24 protein-coding genes are annotated in these 21,105 nt (G+C 70.7%); 12 read left to right on the top strand and 12 right to left on the bottom strand.

The features are described 5' to 3' along the window. The first annotated feature begins 32 nt into the window (after positions 1-32). The 5 genes from AB0M93_RS17150 (at position 33) to AB0M93_RS17130 (ending at position 3,995) form a co-directional block, all read left to right on the top strand. Positions 33-716, top strand: coding sequence for a FadR/GntR family transcriptional regulator (locus AB0M93_RS17150; RefSeq protein WP_364274305.1), 684 nt, complete (start codon positions 33-35; stop codon positions 714-716). A 92-nt stretch (positions 717-808) separates the two neighbouring features. Beyond that, on the top strand, positions 809-1,297 hold the full coding sequence (locus AB0M93_RS17145; RefSeq protein ID WP_364274302.1) for a hypothetical protein: 489 nt from the start codon (positions 809-811) through the stop codon (positions 1,295-1,297). Positions 1,298-1,366: 69 nt separating this feature from the next. Continuing rightward, a complete protein-coding gene (locus AB0M93_RS17140; protein WP_364274299.1) occupies positions 1,367-2,209 on the top strand; it encodes a DUF4097 family beta strand repeat-containing protein in 843 nt (280 codons plus the stop codon). Between the two features lie 26 nt (positions 2,210-2,235). Beyond that, entirely contained in the window at positions 2,236-3,192 is a 957-nt protein-coding gene (locus AB0M93_RS17135) for an ATP-binding cassette domain-containing protein (protein WP_364274297.1), read from the top strand. Next, entirely contained in the window at positions 3,192-3,995 is an 804-nt protein-coding gene (locus AB0M93_RS17130) for an ABC transporter permease (RefSeq protein ID WP_364274294.1), read from the top strand. Before AB0M93_RS17135 ends, AB0M93_RS17130 begins: the two co-directional genes overlap by 1 nt. Before the next feature lie 4 nt (positions 3,996-3,999). On the opposite strand, the gene map is transcribed toward AB0M93_RS17130, so the two are convergent. The 3 genes from map to AB0M93_RS17115 all read right to left on the bottom strand — a co-directional run bounded on the left by map (position 4,000) and on the right by AB0M93_RS17115 (position 7,590). Next, complete coding sequence (gene map / locus AB0M93_RS17125; protein WP_364274291.1) at positions 4,000-4,857, bottom strand: type I methionyl aminopeptidase; 858 nt, start codon at positions 4,855-4,857, stop codon at positions 4,000-4,002. Between the two features lie 23 nt (positions 4,858-4,880). Beyond that, positions 4,881-6,674: a penicillin-binding transpeptidase domain-containing protein gene (locus AB0M93_RS17120; protein ID WP_364274289.1), complete on the bottom strand. Its 1,794-nt coding sequence runs from the start codon at positions 6,672-6,674 to the stop codon at positions 4,881-4,883. Between the two features lie 61 nt (positions 6,675-6,735). Next, the gene (locus AB0M93_RS17115; protein ID WP_364274286.1) at positions 6,736-7,590 is read right to left on the bottom strand and encodes a GNAT family N-acetyltransferase; all 855 of its coding nucleotides are present in this window, start codon (positions 7,588-7,590) and stop codon (positions 6,736-6,738) included. Positions 7,591-7,688: 98 nt separating this feature from the next. Here AB0M93_RS17115 and AB0M93_RS17110 point away from each other — a divergent pair, with 98 nt between their 5' ends. Further along, a complete protein-coding gene (locus tag AB0M93_RS17110) occupies positions 7,689-7,895 on the top strand; it encodes a DUF4177 domain-containing protein (protein WP_103353678.1) in 207 nt (68 codons plus the stop codon). A 66-nt stretch (positions 7,896-7,961) separates the two neighbouring features. Here AB0M93_RS17110 and AB0M93_RS17105 read toward each other — a convergent pair whose 3' ends face one another. Together AB0M93_RS17105 and AB0M93_RS17100 are read right to left on the bottom strand one after the other, a co-directional pair. Further along, positions 7,962-8,354, bottom strand: a complete 393-nt coding sequence (locus AB0M93_RS17105) for a VOC family protein (protein ID WP_364274283.1) — start codon at positions 8,352-8,354, stop codon at positions 7,962-7,964. 4 nt (positions 8,355-8,358) lie between these two features. Continuing rightward, the gene (locus AB0M93_RS17100; protein ID WP_364274280.1) at positions 8,359-9,156 is read right to left on the bottom strand and encodes an AraC family transcriptional regulator; all 798 of its coding nucleotides are present in this window, start codon (positions 9,154-9,156) and stop codon (positions 8,359-8,361) included. Positions 9,157-9,301: 145 nt separating this feature from the next. Between AB0M93_RS17100 and AB0M93_RS17095 the strand changes: the two genes are divergently transcribed. Beyond that, positions 9,302-9,556, top strand: coding sequence for a hypothetical protein (locus AB0M93_RS17095; RefSeq protein WP_003057586.1), 255 nt, complete (start codon positions 9,302-9,304; stop codon positions 9,554-9,556). On the opposite strand, the gene AB0M93_RS17090 is transcribed toward AB0M93_RS17095, so the two are convergent. The 4 genes from AB0M93_RS17090 to dxr all read right to left on the bottom strand — a co-directional run bounded on the left by AB0M93_RS17090 (position 9,545) and on the right by dxr (position 13,936). After that, a complete protein-coding gene (locus AB0M93_RS17090) occupies positions 9,545-10,216 on the bottom strand; it encodes a class I SAM-dependent methyltransferase (RefSeq protein WP_364274277.1) in 672 nt (223 codons plus the stop codon). The two genes, AB0M93_RS17095 and AB0M93_RS17090, sit on opposite strands and share 12 nt — an antisense overlap. Before the next feature lie 16 nt (positions 10,217-10,232). Further along, positions 10,233-11,366: a flavodoxin-dependent (E)-4-hydroxy-3-methylbut-2-enyl-diphosphate synthase gene (ispG, locus tag AB0M93_RS17085; RefSeq protein ID WP_364274386.1), complete on the bottom strand. Its 1,134-nt coding sequence runs from the start codon at positions 11,364-11,366 to the stop codon at positions 10,233-10,235. Between the two features lie 131 nt (positions 11,367-11,497). After that, positions 11,498-12,730, bottom strand: coding sequence for a site-2 protease family protein (locus tag AB0M93_RS17080; RefSeq protein ID WP_364274274.1), 1,233 nt, complete (start codon positions 12,728-12,730; stop codon positions 11,498-11,500). Between the two features lie 3 nt (positions 12,731-12,733). Beyond that, the gene (dxr, locus tag AB0M93_RS17075) at positions 12,734-13,936 is read right to left on the bottom strand and encodes a 1-deoxy-D-xylulose-5-phosphate reductoisomerase (protein WP_364274271.1); all 1,203 of its coding nucleotides are present in this window, start codon (positions 13,934-13,936) and stop codon (positions 12,734-12,736) included. A 185-nt stretch (positions 13,937-14,121) separates the two neighbouring features. On the opposite strand from dxr, the gene AB0M93_RS17070 reads away from it, so the two are divergent. The 3 genes from AB0M93_RS17070 (at position 14,122) to AB0M93_RS17060 (ending at position 16,292) form a co-directional block, all read left to right on the top strand. After that, the gene (locus AB0M93_RS17070; protein WP_364274268.1) at positions 14,122-14,379 is read left to right on the top strand and encodes a DUF2631 domain-containing protein; all 258 of its coding nucleotides are present in this window, start codon (positions 14,122-14,124) and stop codon (positions 14,377-14,379) included. A 25-nt stretch (positions 14,380-14,404) separates the two neighbouring features. Then, positions 14,405-15,064 carry a peptidylprolyl isomerase gene (locus tag AB0M93_RS17065; protein WP_364274265.1) on the top strand — a complete coding sequence of 220 codons (660 nt, stop codon included), beginning with the start codon at positions 14,405-14,407 and terminating at the stop codon, positions 15,062-15,064. Between the two features lie 130 nt (positions 15,065-15,194). Next, a complete protein-coding gene (locus AB0M93_RS17060) occupies positions 15,195-16,292 on the top strand; it encodes an acyltransferase (protein ID WP_364274262.1) in 1,098 nt (365 codons plus the stop codon). On the opposite strand, the gene AB0M93_RS17055 is transcribed toward AB0M93_RS17060, so the two are convergent. The 3 genes from AB0M93_RS17055 to AB0M93_RS17045 form a co-directional block, all read right to left on the bottom strand. After that, a complete protein-coding gene (locus AB0M93_RS17055) occupies positions 16,289-16,630 on the bottom strand; it encodes a hypothetical protein (RefSeq protein ID WP_364274259.1) in 342 nt (113 codons plus the stop codon). The two genes, AB0M93_RS17060 and AB0M93_RS17055, sit on opposite strands and share 4 nt — an antisense overlap. A gap of 60 nt (positions 16,631-16,690) precedes the next feature. Continuing rightward, positions 16,691-18,460 (bottom strand): MFS transporter, encoded by a 1,770-nt coding sequence (locus tag AB0M93_RS17050; RefSeq protein WP_364274256.1) that lies wholly within the window; start codon positions 18,458-18,460, stop codon positions 16,691-16,693. A 127-nt stretch (positions 18,461-18,587) separates the two neighbouring features. Continuing rightward, the gene (locus tag AB0M93_RS17045) at positions 18,588-18,956 is read right to left on the bottom strand and encodes a hypothetical protein (protein WP_364274253.1); all 369 of its coding nucleotides are present in this window, start codon (positions 18,954-18,956) and stop codon (positions 18,588-18,590) included. Between the two features lie 742 nt (positions 18,957-19,698). On the opposite strand from AB0M93_RS17045, the gene AB0M93_RS17040 reads away from it, so the two are divergent. Continuing rightward, positions 19,699-20,727, top strand: a complete 1,029-nt coding sequence (locus tag AB0M93_RS17040) for a transcriptional regulator (RefSeq protein ID WP_364274250.1) — start codon at positions 19,699-19,701, stop codon at positions 20,725-20,727. Positions 20,728-20,741: 14 nt separating this feature from the next. Then, on the top strand, positions 20,742-21,104 hold the full coding sequence (locus AB0M93_RS17035; RefSeq protein ID WP_364274247.1) for a hypothetical protein: 363 nt from the start codon (positions 20,742-20,744) through the stop codon (positions 21,102-21,104). The last annotated feature ends 1 nt before the right edge of the window (position 21,105 follow it).

Genomic DNA, 21,105 nt, shown 5'->3' with positions numbered 1-21,105 from the left:
TACGTAGGATGATTGGATGAAGGGATAATCCTGTGCCTCTGGCCACCACGCGCCGGGCCGGCCTCGTCGACCAGGTCATCGAGCAGCTGCGGACCGCGGTCACGCAGGGCGAGTGGCCGATCGGCGAACGCATCCCCACCGAGACCGAGCTGGTCGAGCAGCTCGGCGTCGGGCGCAACACCGTCCGCGAAGCCGTCCGCGCGCTCGCGCACACCGGGCTCCTGGAGGTCCGGCAGGGCGACGGCACCTACGTCCGCGCCACCAGCGAGGTGTCCGGCGCGATCCGCCGGCTCTGCGGCACGGAACTGCGCGAAGTCCTCCAGGTCCGGCGCACCCTCGAGGTCGAAGGCGCCCGGCTCGCGGCCGTCGAGCGGACCGAGGACGAGGTCGCCGAGCTGCACGCCCTGCTCGCTCGCCGCGAGACCGACCTGCGCGCGGGTCGCTGGCAGGACTTCGCCCGCACGGACGCGGAGTTCCACTACGCCGTCGTCCGCGCCGGGCACAACACGCTGCTGTCCGAGCTCTACCGCGGGCTGACGGAGGTCATCACGGCCAGCGTCGCGGCGACGGCCAGCATCACGCCGGGCGCGGACCACATGCCCGAGATCGGCCACGAGGGTCTTGCCGAAGCCATCGCGGATCGCGATCCGGACCGTGCCGCCGCCGAGGCGTGCGGCTTCCTCGACGAGCTGCTGGCCCGCGTCGAACGCCCCTGACTTGCGCCTTCTGCCCGAATGACACCACCGTCGACCCCTAAGGGTGCCATTTCAGGGTTGTCGTGGTGCCACCGTAGCGCCATAGTTGTGCCATGGACCTGACGCCCTTCGTGGACGAACTCCGCCGGGAGCTCGCGGTCGCCGCCGAGGCGGCGGGCGAGGACGCCGTCGCCCTCGCCGAGCGGCTCACCGCGCCGCTCGAGTCGGCGATCCGGCTGACCTTGCTCGACGCCCTTTCGACCGCGGCCGACGAGATCACCCGCGACCTCGCGCCCGGCTCCGTCGAAGTGCGCCTGCGCCGCAGGGAAGCCGAGTTCGCCGTTTCGCTGCCTGCGGCGCCCGAACCGGCCCCGCAGGAGGCACCGCCGCCGCCCGAGGTGGAGGACGGCGCCGTCTCGCGCATCAACCTGCGGTTGCCCGAACAGCTCAAGCAGCGGGTCGAGGAGGCGGCGAGCCGGGAACGGCTCTCGACCAACGCCTGGCTCGTCCGGGCCGCCTCCGCCGCGCTCGGTCCCGACCGGAGCCACGCGGGCCACCGCCGGTCGGTGTTCGGCGAGAAGTACACCGGCTGGGTCCAGTAACCCCGCTCGTTCCCTGCCCCGTCTCCGACCTGCGGAGATCCACTTCCAGCACCCCAGGAGGGCGCAGCCATGCCTGTTTTCGCCACCCCCGAGCCGATCACGGCCACGATCGACGTCAGCGTCGCCGACGTGCGGGTCATCGCCGGCGACCGCGCCGAAACCACCGTCGAGGTCGAACCGGCCGACCCGGGCGACACCGAGGACGTCAAGGCCGCGGCCAAGACCCGCGTCGAGTTCGCCGGCGACGACCTGCTGGTCAAGGGCCCGAAGTACACCACCAAGCTGTTCGGCAAGGCGGGCTCGCTGCGCGTCACGATCGAGCTCCCGGCCGGCTCGCGGATCCGGGCCACGTCCGCGATGGGCGACTACCGGATCGACGGGCGCCTCGGCGACAGCCGCGTCAAGACCTCCGTCGGCGACATCCACCTCGGCGAGACCGCGCGGCTCGAAGCGAGCACCGCGACCGGCGACGTCTTCGTCGACCGCGCCACCGGGCACGCCGAGGTCCACACCGGCTCCGGCGAGCTGCGGCTGCGCGAGATCGACGGCACCGCGGTGCTGAAGAACTCCAACGGCGAGACCCGCGTCGGCGAGGTGACCGGCGACCTGCGCGTCGGCACCGCCAGCGGCGACATCCACGTCGACGTCGCCCACGCCGGCGTCGACGCCAAGACCGCCGCCGGCGACATCCGGATCGGCGAGGTCATCCGCGACCGGGTCGTCCTGGAGACCGCCGTCGGCGAGATCGAGGTCGGCGTCCGCGAAGGCAGCGCCGCCTGGCTCGAGCTCAACTCCCTGACCGGATCCGTGCGCAACACGCTCACCCCGTCCGACGGGCCGGGCGGCACCACCGAGACGGTCGAGGTCAAAGCCCACACCTACACCGGCGACATCGTCATCCGCCGGGCCTGAAACTCCGCACAGACAGGGGAAAATCCATGCCGGACGCCATCGTGGCCGAGGGACTGGTCAAGAAGTACGGCGCCGTCACCGCGCTCGACGGGATGTCGCTGCGCGTGCCCGAGGGCACCGTGCTCGGCGTGCTCGGGCCGAACGGCGCCGGGAAGACCACCACCGTCCAGATCCTGACGACGCTGCAGAAGCCGGACGCCGGCCGGGCGACGGTCGCCGGGTTCGACGTGGTGAAGGACGCGCACGAGCTGCGGTCGCACATCGGCGCGTCGGGTCAGTACGCCGCCGTCGACCAGGAACTGACCGGGGCCGAGAACCTCGAAATGGTCGGCAGGCTCTACCACCTGGGCACCAAGCGGGCGAAGGCGCGCGGCCGGGAGCTGCTGGCGCGGTTCAGCCTGGCGGAAGCCGCCGACCGTCCGATGAAGGGCTACTCCGGCGGCATGCGCCGCCGGCTCGACCTGGCCGGCGCGCTCGTGGCGAATCCGCCGGTGCTGTTCCTCGACGAACCGACGACCGGGCTCGACCCGCGGGCCCGCGCCGAGCTGTGGGACGTCATCACGGAGCTGGTCGCCGGCGGCACGACGCTGCTGCTGACCACGCAGTACTTGGAGGAGGCCGACCGGCTGGCCGACAGCATCGCCGTCGTCGACCACGGCCGGGTGATCGCCCGCGGCACCGCCGACGAGCTCAAGGACCTCGTCGGCGGCGAGCGGATCGAGCTGACCGTGGGCACGCACGACGACGTGCTCGCGGCCCGGCGGGCGCTGGCCGGGCTGGCCAGTGGCGAGCCGCAGACCGAGGCGTTCCGGCTCACCGTGCCCGTGACCCACGGCGCGAAAGCGCTTACCGAAGCCCTCGCCCGGCTCGCGGCGGAAGGCGTCGACGTCCGCGACGTCGGTGTCCGCCGTCCCACCCTCGACGACGTTTTCCTGTCCCTGACCGGCCACGAGACGGCCGAACCCGCGAAGGAGGCCGTGTGATGAACGCGGTGCAGATGGCCGTGACCGACGGTGTGACGGTCGCCAAGCGCAACTCGATCAAGATCTTCCGGTCGCTGGACCTGCTCGGGTCACTCGTGTTCACGCCGGTGATGTTCGTGCTGCTGTTCGGGTACGTCTTCGGCAGCGTGATCGACATCCCCGGCCTGTCCTACCGCGAGTTCATGCTGCCGGGGATCTTCACCCTCGCGGTGGCGATGGGCGGCATCGTCACCGGCTACGGGCTGACCGACGACCTGCAGAAGGGCATCATCGACCGGTTCCGCTCGCTGCCCATGTCCCCGGCCGCGGTGCTGATCGGGCGGACCACCGCCGACCTCATCCTCAGCACGGCGAGCCTGCTCATCATGGGCCTGGTCGGGCTGCTGGTCGGCTGGCGCATCCACACCGGCGTCCTCGAGGCACTGGGCGGGATCGTCCTGCTGCTGGCGTTCTCCTACGCGCTGTCGTGGGTGATGGGTGCGCTCGGCCTGGCCGTGCGCAAGCCCGAGGTGTTCAACAACGTCTCGATGGTGGTGGTCTTCCCGCTGACGTTCCTGGCCAACACGTTCGTCGACAGCGGACGGCTGCCCGGCCCGCTGCGCGTGATCGCGGACTGGAACCCGGTCTCGGCGGTCACGCAGGCGGCGCGGGAGCTGTTCGGCAACACGAGCGCGGCCCTCCCGCCGCGCGACGTCTGGCCGATGCAGCACGCGCTCCTGGCTTCGGTGCTGTGGATCGCCGTGCTGCTGGCGGTCTTCGTGCCACTTTCGGTGCGCTGCTACCAGAAGGCGACCAGCAGCTGACGACTCAGGGCAGCGTGAGGATCTCGCTGCCGTCGGCCGTCACCACGAGGGTGTGCTCGAACTGGGCCGTCCACTTCTTGTCCTTCGTGGTGACGGTCCAGTCGTCGGCCCAGATGTCGTAGTCGATGGTGCCCAGGGTGATCATCGGCTCGATCGTGAAGGTCATGCCCTCCTCGATGATCGTGTCGACGGAGGGCTCTTCGTAGTGCAGGATCGTCGGCGGCGTGTGGAACGCCGGGCCGACGCCGTGGCCGGTGAAGTCGCGGACCACGCCGTAGCCGAAGCGCTTGGCGTAGGACTCGATGACCCGGCCGATCACGTTCAGCTGCCGGCCCGGCCGGACCGCCTTGATCGCCCGCATGGTCGCCTCGCGGGTGCGCTCGACCAGCAGGCGTGCCTCCTCGGAGACGTCGCCGGCCAGGAACGTCGCGTTCGTGTCGCCGTGGACGCCGCCGATGTAGGCGGTGACGTCGATGTTGCAGATGTCGCCGTCCTCGATCACCGTCGAGTCCGGGATGCCGTGGCAGATGACCTCGTTGAGCGAGGTGCAGCACGACTTCGGGAACCGGCGGTAGCCCAGCGTCGAGGGGTAGGCGTGGTGGTCGAGCAGGAACTCGTGCACCACCTTGTCGATGTCGTCCGTGGTGGCGCCCGGCTTGACGGCCTTGCCGCCCTCCTCCAGCGCCTGGGCCGCGATGCGGCTCGCGACCCGCATCGCCTCGATCACCTCGGGCGTGCGCACGCCGTTGCCGGTGTCCCGCTTCGGCGCCGGCTTGTCCACGTACTCGGGACGGGCGATGGAACTGGGGACGTCACGGCGCGGCGTCTGGACGCCGGGAACGAGCGGGGCACGAACGGACATGCCTCCACCTTACGACGGCCCGCTCAGCCGATCCCCGCCAGGAACCGGTGCGCGGCCTGCACCGCCGGCTTCGACGACCCGGCGTCGGTCAGGAGCACGGCGAACGCCAGGTCGCCGCGGTAGCCGACGAACCAGCCGTGCGAGTGCGAGCCGTCGCCGAACTGGGCGGTGCCGGTCTTGCCCGCGACGTCGGGGATGTCCCGCAGCCCGGTCGCGGTGCCCGCCGTGACGACCTCGCGCATCATCCCGCGCAGCGCGTCGAGCACCTCCCCCGATGGTGGGTCGCCGACGTTCTGCGCGCTCGACGGCAGCCCCTTGACGATCGACGGCGTCGGCGCCTTCCCGGCCTGCACGGTGGCCGCGGCCAGCGCCATGCCGAACGGGCTGGCCACCACCCGGCCCTGGCCGAAGCCGTTCTCGGCGCGCTGGACGGCCGAATCGCTGGCCGGGACGTCGCCGGTGACCGTGGTCAGGCCGGGGACCACGAAGTCGGCGCCGATCCCGAACGAGCGGGCGGTGTCGGTCAGCGCCGGCGCCGGCAGGCCGGCGGCGAGCCGGGCGAAGGTCGTGTTGCAGGACCGCGCGAACGCCGTCTTCAGCGGCACCCGGCCCAGGTCGAAGTGGCCTTCGTTGGGCACGACCCGGTTCTCGATCGCCGTGGCACCGGGGCAGTCGACGGGAGTGCCGGCGTCGACGTCACCGGTGGCCAGCGCGGCCGCCGCCGTGACGATCTTGAACGTCGACCCCGGCGGGTACCGCCCGGACAGGGCCAGCGAGCCCTCCTCGTCGGCGGCGTCGTTCTGCGCCACGGCGAGGATGTCCCCGCTCGACGGCTGGATCGCGACCAGCGCGGCGGACGACGGCTCGGTTTCGAGGGCCTTTTCGGCGGCGGCCTGGATCCTCGTGCTCAGCGTGCTCGTGACGGCGGGGGCGACCCGCGGCGGCTCGGCCTTGAGCTCCGAGACCTCGCCCCCGGTGACGTCGCGGGTGACGATCCGCCAGCCCGCCGCGCCGGCAAGCTGCTGCTCGACCAGCGTGCGGATGCCCGGCAGCACCTGCTGCCCGGACCCGCGGGTGACCGGCAGCAGCCGCTCCTGGCTGGCGAACCGGACGCCGGGCAGGTCGTAGATCACCGGCTTGACGCGCTGGTAGTCCCCGGCGCGCAGGGTGATCACCGGGTAGGCGTCGCCGGGCTTGGTCCTGCTCATCCCGTCCAGCACGGACCGGCCGGTGACCGACGGCTCGTACCGGTGCAGCGCCTTGGCGAGCGAGCCGGCGACGGCGCTCGCGTTGCCGGTCTTCTGCGGGTCGACGACCACGCCGATCACGGTCTGCGGGCGCATCAGCGGCACGCCGTCGCGGTCGAGCACCGGCGCCGTCTCCGGCAGCTGCGGCAGCATGCCCAGGGTCTGGCCGACGGCCAGCTGCGGGTGCACGACCGTCGGCTGCCAGTGCACCTGCCAGCCGTTCTCGGCCGACCGCAGCTGGGCGTCGGCGCGGTAGGACCAGGTGCGGCCGTGCGGCAGGTGCCAGGTGAGCCGGTAGCCGGCGGTCACGACGTCGCCGTCGGGTTGCTTGACCTCTTCGTCGTCGACGTCGAGCGATTCCGGGTCGAGCACGCCGCGGACCTGGCTCAGCACGGTCTTCGCGGCGTCGGGCGAGTCGGTGTTCGCCGCCGCGGCGGCGACGTCCCCGGACGCGACGGCGTCCAGGAAGGCGGAGAGGGCGTCCTCGGGCCCGTCGCCCGAGCACCCGGCCGTGGCCGCGACGGCGAGCAGCACCACCGCGAGCGCACTGCGGCGCCGACGTGCACTCATGGCCGGATGATGCCTGGTCAGAGCGCTGCAGCGGCCGTGCAACACCGCCACGGAAGAGTGGTTAGAACAGCACCGTCGCGTACTGGCCGACTTGCTTGAAGCCGATCTTGCGGTAGGCCGCGAGGGCCGGGGTGTTGAAGGCGTTGACGTACAGGCTGGCGGTGCGGCCGAGGCCGCGGACGAGCCGGTTCACCACCGCGGCGGTGCCGGCGGTGCCGAGCCCGTCGCCCCGGCGCCCGGGGTGCACCCAGACGCCCTGGATCTGCCCGACGGTCGCCGACATGGCCCCGATCTCGGCCTTGAAGACGACCTCGCCGTTCTCGAAGCGGGCGAACGCGCGCCCGGCGCCGATGAGCTCGGTGACGCGGGCCCGGTAGCTGGCCCCGCCGTCACCGCTGCGCGGATCGACGCCGACCTCCTCGATGAACATCGCGACGGCCGCGGGCAGGTACCGCTCGAGCTCGTCCGGCCGGACGGGCCGGACCTGCGGGTCGGCGGCCACGAGCGGGGTGCTGTCGAGTGCCATCAGCGGCTGGTCGTCGCGGACTTCGCGGGCCGGGCCCCACTCGTCTTCGAGCTCGTCCCACAGGCCGAGGACCTGCTCGGCCGGCCCGACGAGGGACGAACAGGTGCGTTGCCGCCGCAGGGCGCGGTCGGCGAAGGAGCGCAGGGCGGGGGCGTTGCCCTTGAGCGGGATGAGGTTGGGCCCGGAGAAGCACAGCCCTTGGAGCCGCCCGGCGCGCACCGGACGGCTGTCGGCGGCCCAGAGCTCACCACCGAGCCGCCACGGGTCGAGACCGGCAGCCTCGACCCGGGCGCTGACCATGCAGCTGCCCACGGGATCCGCGGCCAGAGCGGCACGGACCGCCGGATAGTCCCGATCATCGAGCAGCCGTGCACCTGCAAGCCGCAACACGAGCTCCAGGGTGCCAGATCCGGCCGGTAAACGGAACGCGAGGTTGTCGACACGGTGAGATGAAGCGCCCAGGTCGGGCCGGGGGCAGGATGGAGCGCATGCAGCGGTACACGTACAAGGTGGTCGAAGTCCGGGAGAAGCTCCTCGGCGGCAAGATGTCCGGCGGGAAGCTCGAGAAGCTGCTCAACGACCACGCCGAGGACGGCTGGCAGCTGAAGGCGATCACGGCCACGGAGGTGAAGGGGCGGGTCGGGCCCGGCGGGGTCGACGGGTTGCTGGTGACCTTCGAGCGGCCGGTGCAGTAGGCACGAAGCCGCGCGGTCGGCACCCGCTCTGATCGGCCGCCGACCGCGAGCCATCGGCCGGGCGCGTCAGGCTGCGCCGCGGTAGGTCCCGATCGTCCAGGCGTTGCCCTCCGGGTCGCGCAGGCTGAACGTGTGGGAGCCGTACTCGGTGTCCGTCAGCTCCGCCGTGATCTCGGCTCCGGCCGCCCGCACGCGCCCGTACACCTCGTCCACGCGGTCAGACACCACGTACACCGCCGCTGTGCCCGGCTTCATCGTGTCGTGGATGCCGTCCGGTGGGCGGACGCTGCCCAGCATCACCGCGCCGCCTTCCGGCCAGCGCAGCTCCGCGTGGGCCACCAGGTCGCCTTCGGGCACCACCAGGGCTTCGGTGAAGCCGAGGACGTCGACGAGGAAGCGGATCGCCGCCGGGGCGTCGTCGTAGCGCAGGGCGGGCCACACGTTCGGTTCAGGTGTCATGCCGTCAGCTTCGCGCCACCTCCGCCTCCTGGTCTTGGAGGAACGGGAGCTCCTCCGCGATCCACGTGCCCGGTGTGCAGCCCGCCAGCGCCCGCCACTCGTTCGTCAGGTGCGCCTGGTCGTAGAACCCGCACTCCACCGCCAGCGACGCCAGGTCCGCGTGCCCGCGGCGCAGCAGCCGCCCGGCCCGTTCGAACCGCAGCACCCGCGCCACCTGCTTGGGCGGCAGCCCGAGCTCCGCGCGGAACCGCTCGCCCAGGTGCCGGCGGCTCCAGCCGACCTCGTCCGCCAGCTCCGCGACGCGCACCTGCCCGTCCGCACCCCGCAGCCGGCGCCACGCCTCCCCCAGCTCGGGCGGCGGGGCCACCGGCTCGACGGCCCGGGCGGCCAGGACGTCGTCGAGCAGCGCGAACCGTTCGCGCCACGTCGGCAGCGCGGCCAGCCGCTCCGGCAGGGACCCCAGCCCGAAGTCCGCCAAGTCGCCGACCTCACCACTCAGCTCCGCCGCCGTCACCCCGAACAGCGTCCGCACGCCCAGCGGGTCGAGCTCCAGCTGCAGCCCCTCCTGCACGCGGTCCTGCCGGATCAGCACCGCGCGCGTGTGCAGGCCGCCGACCAGCGCCTGCAGGCTCCGCCCGGCCATCCGCACCGGCCCGGCGAGGCTGATGACGAGCGTCACGTGCCGCGACGGCAGACCGCGGTGGACGGCCAGCGTCACGTCGTCCTGCGCGTACCCGACGTAGCGCGTGACCAGGGGCCGCACCACCGGGTGCGGCTCGCGAATGGCCCAGGTCACGCTCACGGATGCGAGCGTAATCGTCACCACCGACAGTTTTCGGGGGTTCGGGTGGCGGAGCCCCCGACCTGGGGCGAAGCCCTGGTTGTCACTGCCAGTTTCGGGATCTGATAACACGGACGTGCGTCCCCACCGCGGAAGGAACCACCCGATGACGATCCAGGAGCAGGCGCAGCAGCTGGAGCTGCTCGCCGACCAGGTGCCGACCGGCATCGCGCTCGCCACGAAGAGCGACCTCGAAGATCTGCAGGCCCAGGTACTCGGCCTGCTCGGGGAGACGTCCACCGCGACCGCCATCCAGGGCGCGATCCAGCTCGCTTCGCAGCAGATCGACGAGGTCGCGGCCGCGCTGGAGAACGTCCGCCTGCAGATCCGGGACGCCGCCCAGCACCACCTACAGGGCTGAGTAGTGCGAGCGGACCGCCGGCTGGCCCGTGTAGTTCGGGCCGGCCCGATCGTCCGCGCCGAGGTACCGGAACGGCAGCGTGCCCGCGAAGGGACCGTCACGCCGGATCCGGTGCGCTCGCGAGTCGTACGTGAAGCCCGCTTCGCGCAACGCCCGCAAGACCCGGCGAGCCCCGCCCGGCGCCTGGACGCCCGTGATGTCGAAGTTCGCCACGAACACGCCGTCGTCGCTCAGCCAGGACGCCGCCCGCAGCAGCGCGCCCAGCTTGTCGCCGACGTAGTGGAGCCCGTGCACGCAGGTCACGAGGTCGAACCGGTCCGCGGGCTCCCACGTCGTGATCGACGCCGTCACGAGCCGGACGGGTCCGGCGGCCGCGAAGTAGCCGACCAGGTCGACGCCGGTGATGTCCAGGTCCGGCCGCGCTTCGGCCGCGTCCAGGAGGGCCCGTCCGCTGCCGCAGCAGAGGTCGAGCCAGCGCGCGCCGGGCGGCAGGCCCGGGATGTCGAAGCCGAGGACGCGCGAATAGCCGTCGCGACCGGCCAACCGGCGCTCGCGGTTCATCGCCCGGTTGGCCACCACGGACGACGCCTCCAGAGCGTCGTCCGAGAGCAGGTCAGCTGTGACATCCGGGGCTCCGCCCCGGGCCGGGGGCTTCGCCACCCGGACCCCCCTGAGATCAGCCGGCGGTGACCACCGGCGCACCCTCGCCGAGGGTCTCGCCCGCCTCTTCGGCGATGCGCATGGCCTCTTCGATGAGCGTCTCGACGATGGCGTGTTCGGGCACGGTCTTGATGACCTCGCCCTTGACGAAGATCTGGCCCTTGCCGTTGCCGGAGGCGACGCCGAGGTCGGCCTCGCGGGCCTCGCCCGGGCCGTTGACGACGCAGCCCATGACGGCCACGCGCAGCGGGATCTCCATGCCTTCGAGCCCGGCCGTGACCTGCTCAGCGAGTGTGTAGACGTCCACCTGCGCCCGGCCGCACGACGGGCACGACACGATCTCCAGCTTGCGCGGCCGCAGGTTCAGCGACTGCAGGATCTGGGTGCCGACCTTGACCTCTTCGACCGGCGGCGCGGACAGCGACACGCGGATCGTGTCGCCGATGCCCTGGCGCAGCAGCGCGCCGAACGCGACGGCGGACTTGATCGTGCCCTGGAACGCCGGGCCGGCCTCGGTGACGCCGAGGTGCAGCGGGTAGTCGCACTGCTCGGCGAGGATCTCGTAGGCGCGCACCATGACCACCGGATCGTTGTGCTTCACCGAGATCTTGATGTCGTGGAAGTCGTGCTCGGCGAACAGCGACGCCTCCCACAGCGCCGACTCGGCCAGCGCCTCCGGCGTCGCCTTGCCGTACTTGTCCATGATCCGCTTGTCGAGCGAGCCGGCGTTGACGCCGATCCGGATCGGCGTGCCGTGGTCCTTGGCGGCCTGCGCGATCTCCTTGACCTGGTCGTCGAACTTCCGGATGTTGCCCGGGTTCACGCGCACCGCGGCGCAGCCGGCCTCGATCGCGGCGAAGACGTACTTCGGCTGGAAGTGGATGTCCGCGATGACCGGGATCTGCGACTTGCGCGCGATCGCGGGCAGCGCCTCGGCGTCGTCGGCCGACGGGCACGCCACGCGGACGATGTCGCAGCCCGCGGCGGTCAGCTCGGCGATCTGCTGCAGGGTCGCGTTGACGTCGGAGGTGAGCGTCGTCGTCATCGACTGGACGGAGATCGGGAAGTCGCTGCCGACGCCGACCGCACCCACGTGCAGCTGGCGGGTCTTGCGGCGCTCGGAGAGAACGGGCGGGGGCAGGGCGGGCATACCGAGTGCGACGGTCACGGCTTCCAGCGTACCTACCCCTACTGGGCGGGCTTCACCATGTCAACCGTCACGGTGAGCAACGTTACGGCCGGGGTGAGCGGCCCCGGCCGGGCCGCCACCCCTCCGGGGAACTACGGCGCGATCCGGATGGGATTGACGATGTCGGCCGTCACCGTGAGTAGCGTCACCGCGCCGCCGACCAGCACCAGGGCCATCGTGATCCCGGACAGCCTCGTGTAGTCGACCGGACCGCCGGCCGCCTTGCCGCGCAGGCCGCGGATCCAGTCGCGGACGCGCTCGTACCAGACCACCGCGATGTGCCCGCCGTCCAGCGGCAGCAGCGGCAGCAGGTTGAACACGCCGATGAAGAAGTTCAGGCTGGCCAGCAGGAAGAAGAACAGCACCCAGATGCCCTGCTCGACGGCCTCGCCGCCGATCCGGCTCGCGCCGACGACGCTGACCGGGGTGTTCGGGTCGCGCTCGCCGCCGAAGATCGCGGTGACCACGGCCGGGATGCGCTGCGGGAACTGGACGAGCCGCTGGGCCGTCTCGGCGAACATCGTGCCGGTGAAGCTGAACGTGGCGCCGATCGCGGCGACCGGGCCGTACTGCGTGGTCAGCGGCGGCAGCTTCGGCGAAGCGCCGATCATGCCGACCTCCTTGACGGCGGAGCCGTTCCAGCGCTGCACCTTCGGCACGTCGACGACGAGCCACAGCTGCTGGCCGCCGCGCTGCACCTCGAACACCGTCCGGCCACTGGTGGCCTGGACGGCGGTGAGCATCTCCTCCCAGGTCGCGACCGGCTTGCCGCCAACGGCGAGCACCTTGTCGCCGGGCCGCAGCCCGGCCGTCGCGGCCGGGGTCGGCGCGCCCGGCGGGCAGGTCGGGTTCTTGGCCTGGGCCTCGGCCTGCTCCTTCGACGTGGTCGAGACGGCACAGGAGGTCGAGGACAGCACCGGCTGGGTCGGTTCGGCGGCCGCCAGGCTCGGCAGGCCCATGGTCACGGCCATCAGGTACAGCACCACGAAACCCACGATGAAGTGGGTGATCGACCCGGCCGACATCACGACGGTCCGCTTCCAGGTCTTGAACCGCCACATCGCGCGCGGCGCCTCGTCCGGGGTGACTTCGTCGAGCGCGGTCATGCCGGCGATGTCGCAGAACCCGCCGAGCGGGATCCACTTCAGCCCGTACTCGGTCTCGCCGCGCCGCCAGGAGAACACCGTGGGCCCGAAGCCCACGAAGTACCGGCGGACCTTCATGCCGAACGCCTTCGCGGTGACCATGTGGCCGGCCTCGTGCAGGGCGACGGAGACGCAGATCCCCAGCGCGAAGAGCACCACACCGATGATGTAGGCGAGCACCCGCTACTTCCCCTCGATGATCGAACCGGCCCGCGCCCGAGCCCAGCGCTCGGCCGCGAGTACGTCCTCCACGTCGCGTGGTTCGCGACGCCATTCGTCGGCGGCTCCCACCACCTCGGACACAGTGTCCACTATCGACGTGAAGCTGGTGTTCTGCGCGAGGAACGCGGAGACGAGCTCCTCGTTCGCGGCGTTGTAGACGGCGGGCAGGCAGCCGCCCGCGGTGCCGCAGTGCCGGGCCAGCTCGACGGCCGGGAAGGCGTCGTCGTCCAGCGGCTCGAACGTCCAGGTCGCGGCCTTGTCCCAGGTGCACGCGGGGGCGGCGCCGGGGACGCGGTCGGGCCAGTGCAGCGCGAGCGCGATCGGCAGCCGCATGTCGGGCGGGCTGGCCTGGGCGATCGTCGAGCCGTCGGTGAACGTCACCATTGAGTGCACGATCGACTGCGGGTGCACGGTGACGTCGATCCTGTCGGGCGCGATGCCGAACAGCAGCGCCGCCTCGATCAGCTCCAGGCCCTTGTTGACCAGGGTGGCGGAGTTGATCGTGATCAGCGGGCCCATCGACCAGGTCGGGTGCGCCATCGCCTGCTCGACGGTGACGCCGGCCAGCTCGGCGCGCTTGCGGCCGCGGAACGGGCCACCGGAGGCGGTCAGGACGAGCCGCGCGACCTCGTTTTCCCGGCCGGCCCGCAGCGCCTGCGCGATGGCGGAGTGCTCGGAGTCGACCGGCACCAGCTGCCCGGGCTTGGCTGCGGCGAGCACCAGCGGGCCGCCGGCGATCAGCGACTCCTTGTTGGCCAGGGCCAGCGTCGCGCCGGTGGCGAGCGCTTTGAGCGTGGGCTCGAGTCCCCGGGAGCCCGGCAGCGCGTTGAGCACGGTGTCGACGGGGACGGCGTCGATCAGCTCGGTGACGGCGTCGGAGCCCGCGAAGAGCCTCGGGAGCTTGAACTCGCCCTGCGCGTACCCGCGCTTCTGCGCCTCGGCGTACAGCGCGAGCTGGACGTCTTCGACGGCCGTGGCCCTGGTCACGGCGACGGCCTGGACGCCGTGCGTGATCGCCTGCGCGGCGAGCGCGGCCGGATCGGCGCCGCCCGCGGCGATCCCGGCCACCCGGAACAGGTGCGGGTTGCGCGCGGCGACGTCGAGGGCCTGCACGCCGATGGAACCGGTCGAGCCGAGCACGAGAACGCTTCGCGAGGTAGTCATCGCCGGTCATTGTCGCGCGGGGCGTCGCCGCGGCGCACCCGGAGGTTGCCGCGGGACCGCACCCGGCCACTCCGGCCGGCCGCGCCCTGCCGCGTGGCCACCACCACTCGGGGCGTCGCCGCGGCGCACCCGGAGGTGTGGGATCATCGGCGGGTCCGAGGTTCACGGGGTTTGAGGAGTTCATCGTGGCAGGCAAGGCGGTCGAGAAGAGGCGGCCCGAGGTCGACCCGCGCGACGAGCCGTCCGCGGCCTGGGGCTGGCACGGCTCGTTCCCGAAGGCCACCCGCATCGCCGGCTGGGTCAGCGCGATCATCCTGCTGGTGATGATCAAGGGCAACCACGAGAACAACACCGAGAACGTCTGGCTCATCGGCCTGTCGCTCTTCCTGATGCTGCTGCTGGTGCTCGACATCCGCAAGCAGCGCACCGCCTGGCGCAAGTAGCCGGTTTTTCGCTAACGTCCCCGGCATGAAGCTGCGCTGGGGACTGGCTCTGCTCGCCGTACTGGGTGCCCTGGTGGTGCCTGCCGCTCCGGCGTCGGCTTCGGTGCCGTTGGTCCGGTGCACGTTCACACCGACCCCCGACAACCCCGCCGCGCGGCCGGTGGTGCGTCCGTTGCCGCTGGCGTCGACCCGCGGGACCGTCGATGTGACGTTCCGGTTCAACTACGGGCCGGTGACCGTCCGGCTGGATCGTGGCGGGGCTGCGCCCTGCGCGGTGCACAACCTGGTTTCGCTGGTCCTGCAGCGGTTCTACGACCGGTCCCAGTGCTGGCGGCTTTCCAACTCCGCTCGTCTTGGTGTCCTGCAGTGCGGGGACATCTACGAGGTGGAGAAGGGCGGGCCGGGGTACAAGTTCCCGGACGAGGTCTCCGGAGCCGAGACGTACCCGCGGGAGACGATCGCCATGGGGAACCAGGGACCGGGGACCAACGGGTCGGAGTTCTTCATCGTGCACTCGTTCGCGAACATCCCGGCCCATTACTCGGTGATGGGACGGGTGATCCGGGGGATGTCCGCCATCGACCGGATGGTCGCCGACGGGATCATCCCGACCGACCCGAACGGGCCGCTGGACGGGGCGCCGGCGAAACCGGTGAAGATCCAGCGAGCCACGGTCGGCTGGTAGGTCGGCTTTGCTCGCTCCGGCCGAGCCGGAACCGTGCGTATCGCCCCATAGGTCCCCCGACGAGCGATTGCCGGGATCGCCCGATTACAGTGTGCGGGTTCTCAGCTGAGCATTCGTGGGGGGATACGCGATGATGACGCACGACGAGTACCTGGCGACCCGAAGATTCCCGGCCCTCGACGGCGTCCGCGCCGTCGCCGCCGTGCTCGTGGTCGTCTTCCACTACGGCGGTCCCAACTGGGAACGGGCCAACGGCTGGATCGGGGTGCACCTGTTCTTCGTGCTCTCCGGGTATCTGATCACCACGCTGGCGCTGCGCGAGGAAGACCGCGCCGGCCGCGTCTCGCTGGCGGAGTTCTACATCCGCCGGGCGTTCCGGATCCTCCCCGTCTACTACGTCGTGATCGGCGTGGTCGTCGTCTTCGCCTACTTCCGCGGGCTGGGCCTGCGGCACAGCGGCATCGTTTCGGCACTCCCGTGGAACGTCGCCTTCGTCGGCGAGTACCACCAGATGGCCCTGTTCGGCCAGGCGTGGACCCTCGGCGTCGAGCAGAAGTTCTACCTCGTGTGGCCGCTGCTCGCCTTCGGCCTCGGCGCACTCGGCTTCGTCAAGCGCCTGAGCCTCGCCGTCGGCCTCGTCGCCATCATGCTCGCCCTGATCCCCTTCATGCCCTACGCAGGCGCGTACTCGCCGATCCTCATCGGCTGCACGCTGGCGATCGTGCTGCACCACCGCAAGGGCTTCGCCGCGCTGCGGGTGTTCACCCACCCCGTCACCGGCCTCGTGGTCGCCGCCGCGCTGGTCGCGGTGCAGACGCAGTTCGGCGAGATCGCCGGGTTCCTGCACGACGAAGGCGGCTCGATCACCGGCACCGGGTACATCCTGCTGGCGGCCCTGCTCGTGCCGTCCCTTGTCGCCGGCGGCGGCCCGCTGGCGTGGGTCCTCTCGCGGCGGCCGATGCGCTTCGTCGGCGAGCGGTCGTACTCGCTCTACCTCATGCAGGGCGTCGTCGCGCTGGCGCTCGCGGGGGCCATCCCGCAGTTCGCGCCGCACCGGACGCTCACCGCGGTCGCGGTGACGATCGTCGGTCTGCTGGCCGCGGACCTGCTCTACCGCTGGGTCGAGGTCCCGATGATCGACGTCGGCCGCCGGATCATCGCGCGGCGCCGGGCGAAGAAGATCGAGCCGGCCGCCGAGGTGACCGGGCCGGCGCTCGCCACGGTCTAGACTTTCGCGACGCCGAAGCAGGTGACCACGCGCCGCAGGTCCGAGGTCAGGAACACCGAGAACCAGTAGCCGCCGGCCGGGCGGTCGTCGACGAAGATCAGGTACAGCTCGCGTTCCGGGCAAGCTTCCAAGTCCGCGACGGCGTCGGCGAACCCGGCCGATGCCTGGCCCGTCCGGTGCGTGTGCCGCTCGCGGCGGCGGAAGGTCCGCCGGAACGCCTCCGCGAGCCCCGGCCGGTCACTGTCGATGAGCACGGCCCCGGAGTCCAACGCGGCCCGGGCGAGCTCGTACACGCCGTCGCGTCCCGCCAGCAACTCGGCCAGCCGATTCCGCTCCACCCGTTCCCCCAGACGGAAAAAGCCGGGTGCCCCGACGGCACCCGGCTTCCGAAACTACCGTCAGCGCTCGCTGGACGGCGACACCAATTCGCTCGGCCCGCCGCTCGACTCCCCCGCCACCGCGGCCAGCTCCTCGCCCACCGACTCGCGGTCCTTCGGGCGTGCGTCCTTCGTCAGCAACGACGCCACGGCGCCGATCAAGCACACCGCGATCGCGAAGCCGAACGCCACCGCCAAGCCCGACTGGAACGGGCCCGAAATCAGGTTCGGGAAGAAGCTGCGGCCCGTCAGGAACGACGCCTGGTCCGGCGGCAGCGCCGACAGCTGGCCGCCCAGCAGCTGCTGGATCGGGTTGTAGCCCAGGAACGCCGCGAACAGCACCGCCACCGCCGGGAGGTTCGCCACCTGGGCCGCCGCCGCTTCGGGGACGCCGTGGGCGATCAGGCCGTCGTGCATCGTCGACGGGAGGCTGCTCGACAGGCCCGAAATGATCAAGCTGAAGAAGAAGCCGATCGACAGGACCATCGCCGCGTTCTGGAAGGTCGTCATCATGCCCGCGCCGGAGCCGCGCGCGTCCGCCGGCAGGCTGTTCATCACCTCGGCGCGGTTGGGCGAGGAGAACATGCCCATGCCGATGCCGTTGATCAGCAGAATCGCCGCGAACGCCCAGTAGTCGAAGTTCACCGGCAGGATGATCAGCAGCAGGAACGTGATCGCCGTGATGAGCAGGCCGCCGGAGGCGAGCAGGCGGCTGCCGATCCGGTCGGCGAGGATGCCCGACGTCGGCGCGGCCAGCAGGAAGCCGACCGTCATCGGCAGCATGTAGATGCCCGCCCACAGCGGCGTCTGCTCGAACGTGTAGCCGTGCTGCGGCAGCCAGATGCCCTGCAGCCAGATGATCAGGATGAACTGCAGGCCGCCGCGGCCCAGCGACGCGGTCAGGTTCGCGATGTTGCCCCAGGTGAACGACCGGATCCGGAACAGCGACAGCCGGAACAGCGGGTTGTCGACCTTCATCTCGATGACCACGAACGCGACCAGCACCGCGACACCGCCGATCAGGCAGGACAGCACCATCGGGCTGGTCCAGCCGGTCTGCGACGTCCCGTAGGGCTGGATGCCGTAGGTGATGCCGACCAGCACCGCGATCAGGCCGACCGCGAAGGTGATGTTGCCCCACCAGTCCATCCGCGCGTGCTTGCGGACCCCGGTGTCGTGCAGCTTGAGGTAGGCCCAGATCGTGCCGATGATCCCGAACGGCACCGACACGAGGAAGATCAGGTTCCAGTCGACCGGCGCGAGCACCCCGCCGACGACCAGGCCGAGGAACGAGCCCGCGATGGCCGCGACGCCGTTCATGCCGAGCGCGAGCCCGCGCTGGTTGGCCGGGAAGGCGTCGGTGAGGATCGCCGAGGAGTTCGCCATCAGGAAGGCACCGCCGACGCCCTGCACGATCCGCCAGCCGATCAGCCACAACGCGGCCGCGTCACCGTCGAACCAGGTGACGGCCAGCATGACGGAGGAAACGGTGAAGACGGCGAAGCCGAGGTTGTACATCCTCGCGCGGCCGTACATGTCGCCGAGCCGCCCGAAGCTCACCACCAGCACCGCGGTGACCACGAGGAAGCCCATGATCATCCACAGCAGGTAGCTGGTGTTGGCGGGTTCCAGGGGGTTGATGCCGATGCCCTTGAAGATGTCGGGCAGCGCGATCAGCACGATCGACGAGTTGATCGTGGCGATCAGCATGCCCAGCGTCGTGTTGGACAGCGCGATCCACTTGTACCGCGGTCCCAGTTCCGCGATCGAATACGTCCGGCGTTTCGCCACTGTGTGTCAACCTTCCGCTCGCATATCCCTTAGCTAGGCTAAGCAACTTGCTTGCGTATGGCAACCAACGCGGCGAAACGCCTGGGAGAGCATGATCACACTCGCTTGACCGTCCTTTGTGGAGTCTTTACCGATCGGGCCGCATGGCGACGACCTCGGCTCCGGCATCGATGGCCAAGCGGTCTTGCATGGCATTCTGGAGAAGGGTGTATGCCGCCAGGTGCCGAAGACTCGGCACGACTACGTGATGGGCGCCGGCGCGGACCAGTTCGGCGATGAGCTCGTTGAAGCCCGCGCGGGAGCCACTTCGGAACTCGAAGAAGAAGCCGGCGAAGGACCATCCCTCGGACTCGGCGAAGGCGATCAGGGCCTGCTCGAGACAGAGCATCTCGTGGTCCGGCACGTCGGCGGGTACCCGCAGGTAGCCGTAGGCCGAAGGGGCGGCCGGTTCGTCGCGGATGGAGGCCGGGGAATCTGGAAGCGTTGCACTGGTCATGCGGTCCTCGGTGTGCGCGTGGATGAGGTGGACACACCCCGGCGGCCAGGACGGATGACCACGGAAAGCGACGAGCAGCAGGAGCCCGGTCAGCTTCCGGATGCCGTAGACCGGTCTGCTGGTCGCCGGAGTGCCTGACGTTCACCCTGCTCCCGGGTATCGCTGACGATCATGACGGCAAACGTGTGACGGGTATGCACCGGACGCATGGAAACCAGGCGGTAGGGCGCATAGAGTGACCGTTGTCGTACCGGATGTCAGACCACACTCGCCGAGGCCGCACCAGATGACCGTTTCCCGCGCCGCCCGCTACTGCCGTTGTGGTGCGCGTCTGGCGCGGGACAATTCCGCAGGCACATGCGGCCCTTGCGGGCGTCGGACCAGGAACACCCTCCTCGGCGCCCCTGCAGTGCCGCCGGGTTTCTGGCAGACCGACGAACTGCTGGACGCTCTCGCCGCCCGGCACATGGGCCGGGTCATCCACGCGTACCGCCGCAACCCGTGGCACGGACGGCCGCTGTCACAAGGAGTCGTCGCGGGCTGGGTCGGCCTCAACCAGACGCAGCTCAGCCGCATCGAGACCGGCGCACCGTCCCAAGACCTCTCGAAGCTCATACAGTGGGCACGTGTGCTCCGGATCCCGCCCCGGTTGTTGTGGTTCGCTGTTCCTGGCGCACCCTCGTCCGCTCACGGTGCCGGGCTGCCCAGGCCGCCCGCAGCGGACGCTGAACGTGCAAAGGGCGTGGACGAGGTGAACCGCCGTGAGCTGTTGCGACTCGTCTCCATGACCGGAGCCCTCTTGGCCGTGCCTCCGCTCGAGGAACAGGTGGATCTCGAACGCCTCGAGCACGCCGGCACCACCGGTCGCCTGGATCTGACCGCTGCTGTCGAGTACGACCGGCTGAACGCGCAGTTGTGGCAGGTTTTCTCCCGGTCCAAGTCCAAGCAGCTGGCGCTCCCGGTGGTGCGGAAACAGCTCGGCGTCCTGACCACAGCGCTCCGGCAGCCGCAGACTTCGGCGGTGCGGCGACAGCTGTGCATCGCAGCGGCCGACCTGTTCCAGCTGTGCGGGGAAATCTTCTTCGACAGCGACCAGTACACCGATGCCGCTCAGTGCTACGCCCTCGCGGCCGGCGCCGGAAAGGAAGCCGAAGCCTTCGACCTCTGGGCCTGCGCCATGACTCGGCACGCCTTCATCGAGGTGTACGAGCGGCAATTCGACCAGGCCGCCCCGTTGCTCGAAGGAGCCGCCGCTCTGGCCCGCCGCGGCGACCCGGGCCTGTCCACCCGCCATTGGGTAGCGGCAGTCCGGGCCCAGACTCACGCGGGTCTCGGCGACCTGGCTGCTTGCGAGCAGGCGCTGGCCACCGCCGAAGAGGTCTTGTCCCTCGATGGCCGGGTGCACAGCAGCGGATGGCTTCGCTTCGAAGGTTCTCGCCTGGCCGAAGAACAGGGAGCCTGCTACGTCGAGCTCGGCCGTCCGGATCTCGCTGAAGCGACCTTGTCGGATGCTCTCTACCAGGACATCTCCCCACGTCGCCGGGGTAGCGTCCTGACGGACCTCGCCACGATCGGTGTGCAGCGGCGCGACACCCACCAGCTCGTCACCTACGGCAGTGCCGCCCTCGACGTGGCACGCCAGACCGGTTCCGCCGGGTACGTCGGCCGCAAACTGGCCGTCCTCCGCCCGCAGCTGGCCCCGTTCCGGGCCGACACCCACGTTCGCCACCTCGAGCAGGAAATCCCGCGGCTCAAGGCCGTTCCCGCCTGAAGAAGGAGATCTCGTTGTCCGAAGAGCACGGCCGCATCTTCCGCGAAGCCTGGATCGCGGGCGTCACGAAGCACTATCCCGGCGAGCCCAAACCCGGCTACGTCGCGCCGTGGGATGAGACGCCCGACTGGGAACGCCAAAGTGCGGCCGCCGTTTACGACCAGGTAGCAGCCTTCATCCAGGCAACGGACGGTGCCGCCACGAAGTTGACTCGCGAGCAGAAAGGCCGGTTCGTCTCGTTGTGCTGGATCGGACAGATCCTCAAGCACATCCCCGATCCGAAGCCTGCCTACGTGGCCGACTGGAACGACCTGCCGGATTGGCAGCAGCAGACGGACATGGAGATCTTCGAACGAGTCGAGCAGGAAGTGGCGTAAC

This window comes from Amycolatopsis sp. NPDC051102, assembly GCF_040682815.1.
In the GTDB taxonomy this organism is placed as follows: Bacteria; Actinomycetota; Actinomycetes; order Mycobacteriales; family Pseudonocardiaceae; genus Amycolatopsis.
Note: the sequence above shows the minus strand (reverse complement) of the source record. Positions and strands in the feature narration are given on the sequence as shown.

Coding starts and splice junctions, on each gene's coding strand:
- AB0M93_RS17105 (WP_364274283.1), bottom strand. CDS start 8,354: ATGACACCTGAACCGAACGTGTGGCCCGCCCTGCGCTACGACGACGCC.
- AB0M93_RS17145 (WP_364274302.1), top strand. CDS start 809: ATGGACCTGACGCCCTTCGTGGACGAACTCCGCCGGGAGCTCGCGGTC.
- AB0M93_RS17110 (WP_103353678.1), top strand. CDS start 7,689: ATGCAGCGGTACACGTACAAGGTGGTCGAAGTCCGGGAGAAGCTCCTC.
- AB0M93_RS17045 (WP_364274253.1), bottom strand. CDS start 18,956: ATGACCAGTGCAACGCTTCCAGATTCCCCGGCCTCCATCCGCGACGAA.
- map (WP_364274291.1), bottom strand. CDS start 4,857: ATGTCCGTTCGTGCCCCGCTCGTTCCCGGCGTCCAGACGCCGCGCCGT.
- AB0M93_RS17095 (WP_003057586.1), top strand. CDS start 9,302: ATGACGATCCAGGAGCAGGCGCAGCAGCTGGAGCTGCTCGCCGACCAG.
- ispG (WP_364274386.1), bottom strand. CDS start 11,366: ATGCCCGCCCTGCCCCCGCCCGTTCTCTCCGAGCGCCGCAAGACCCGC.
- AB0M93_RS17060 (WP_364274262.1), top strand. CDS start 15,195: ATGATGACGCACGACGAGTACCTGGCGACCCGAAGATTCCCGGCCCTC.
- dxr (WP_364274271.1), bottom strand. CDS start 13,936: ATGACTACCTCGCGAAGCGTTCTCGTGCTCGGCTCGACCGGTTCCATC.
- AB0M93_RS17120 (WP_364274289.1), bottom strand. CDS start 6,674: ATGAGTGCACGTCGGCGCCGCAGTGCGCTCGCGGTGGTGCTGCTCGCC.
- AB0M93_RS17140 (WP_364274299.1), top strand. CDS start 1,367: ATGCCTGTTTTCGCCACCCCCGAGCCGATCACGGCCACGATCGACGTC.
- AB0M93_RS17130 (WP_364274294.1), top strand. CDS start 3,192: ATGAACGCGGTGCAGATGGCCGTGACCGACGGTGTGACGGTCGCCAAG.
- AB0M93_RS17135 (WP_364274297.1), top strand. CDS start 2,236: ATGCCGGACGCCATCGTGGCCGAGGGACTGGTCAAGAAGTACGGCGCC.
- AB0M93_RS17065 (WP_364274265.1), top strand. CDS start 14,405: ATGAAGCTGCGCTGGGGACTGGCTCTGCTCGCCGTACTGGGTGCCCTG.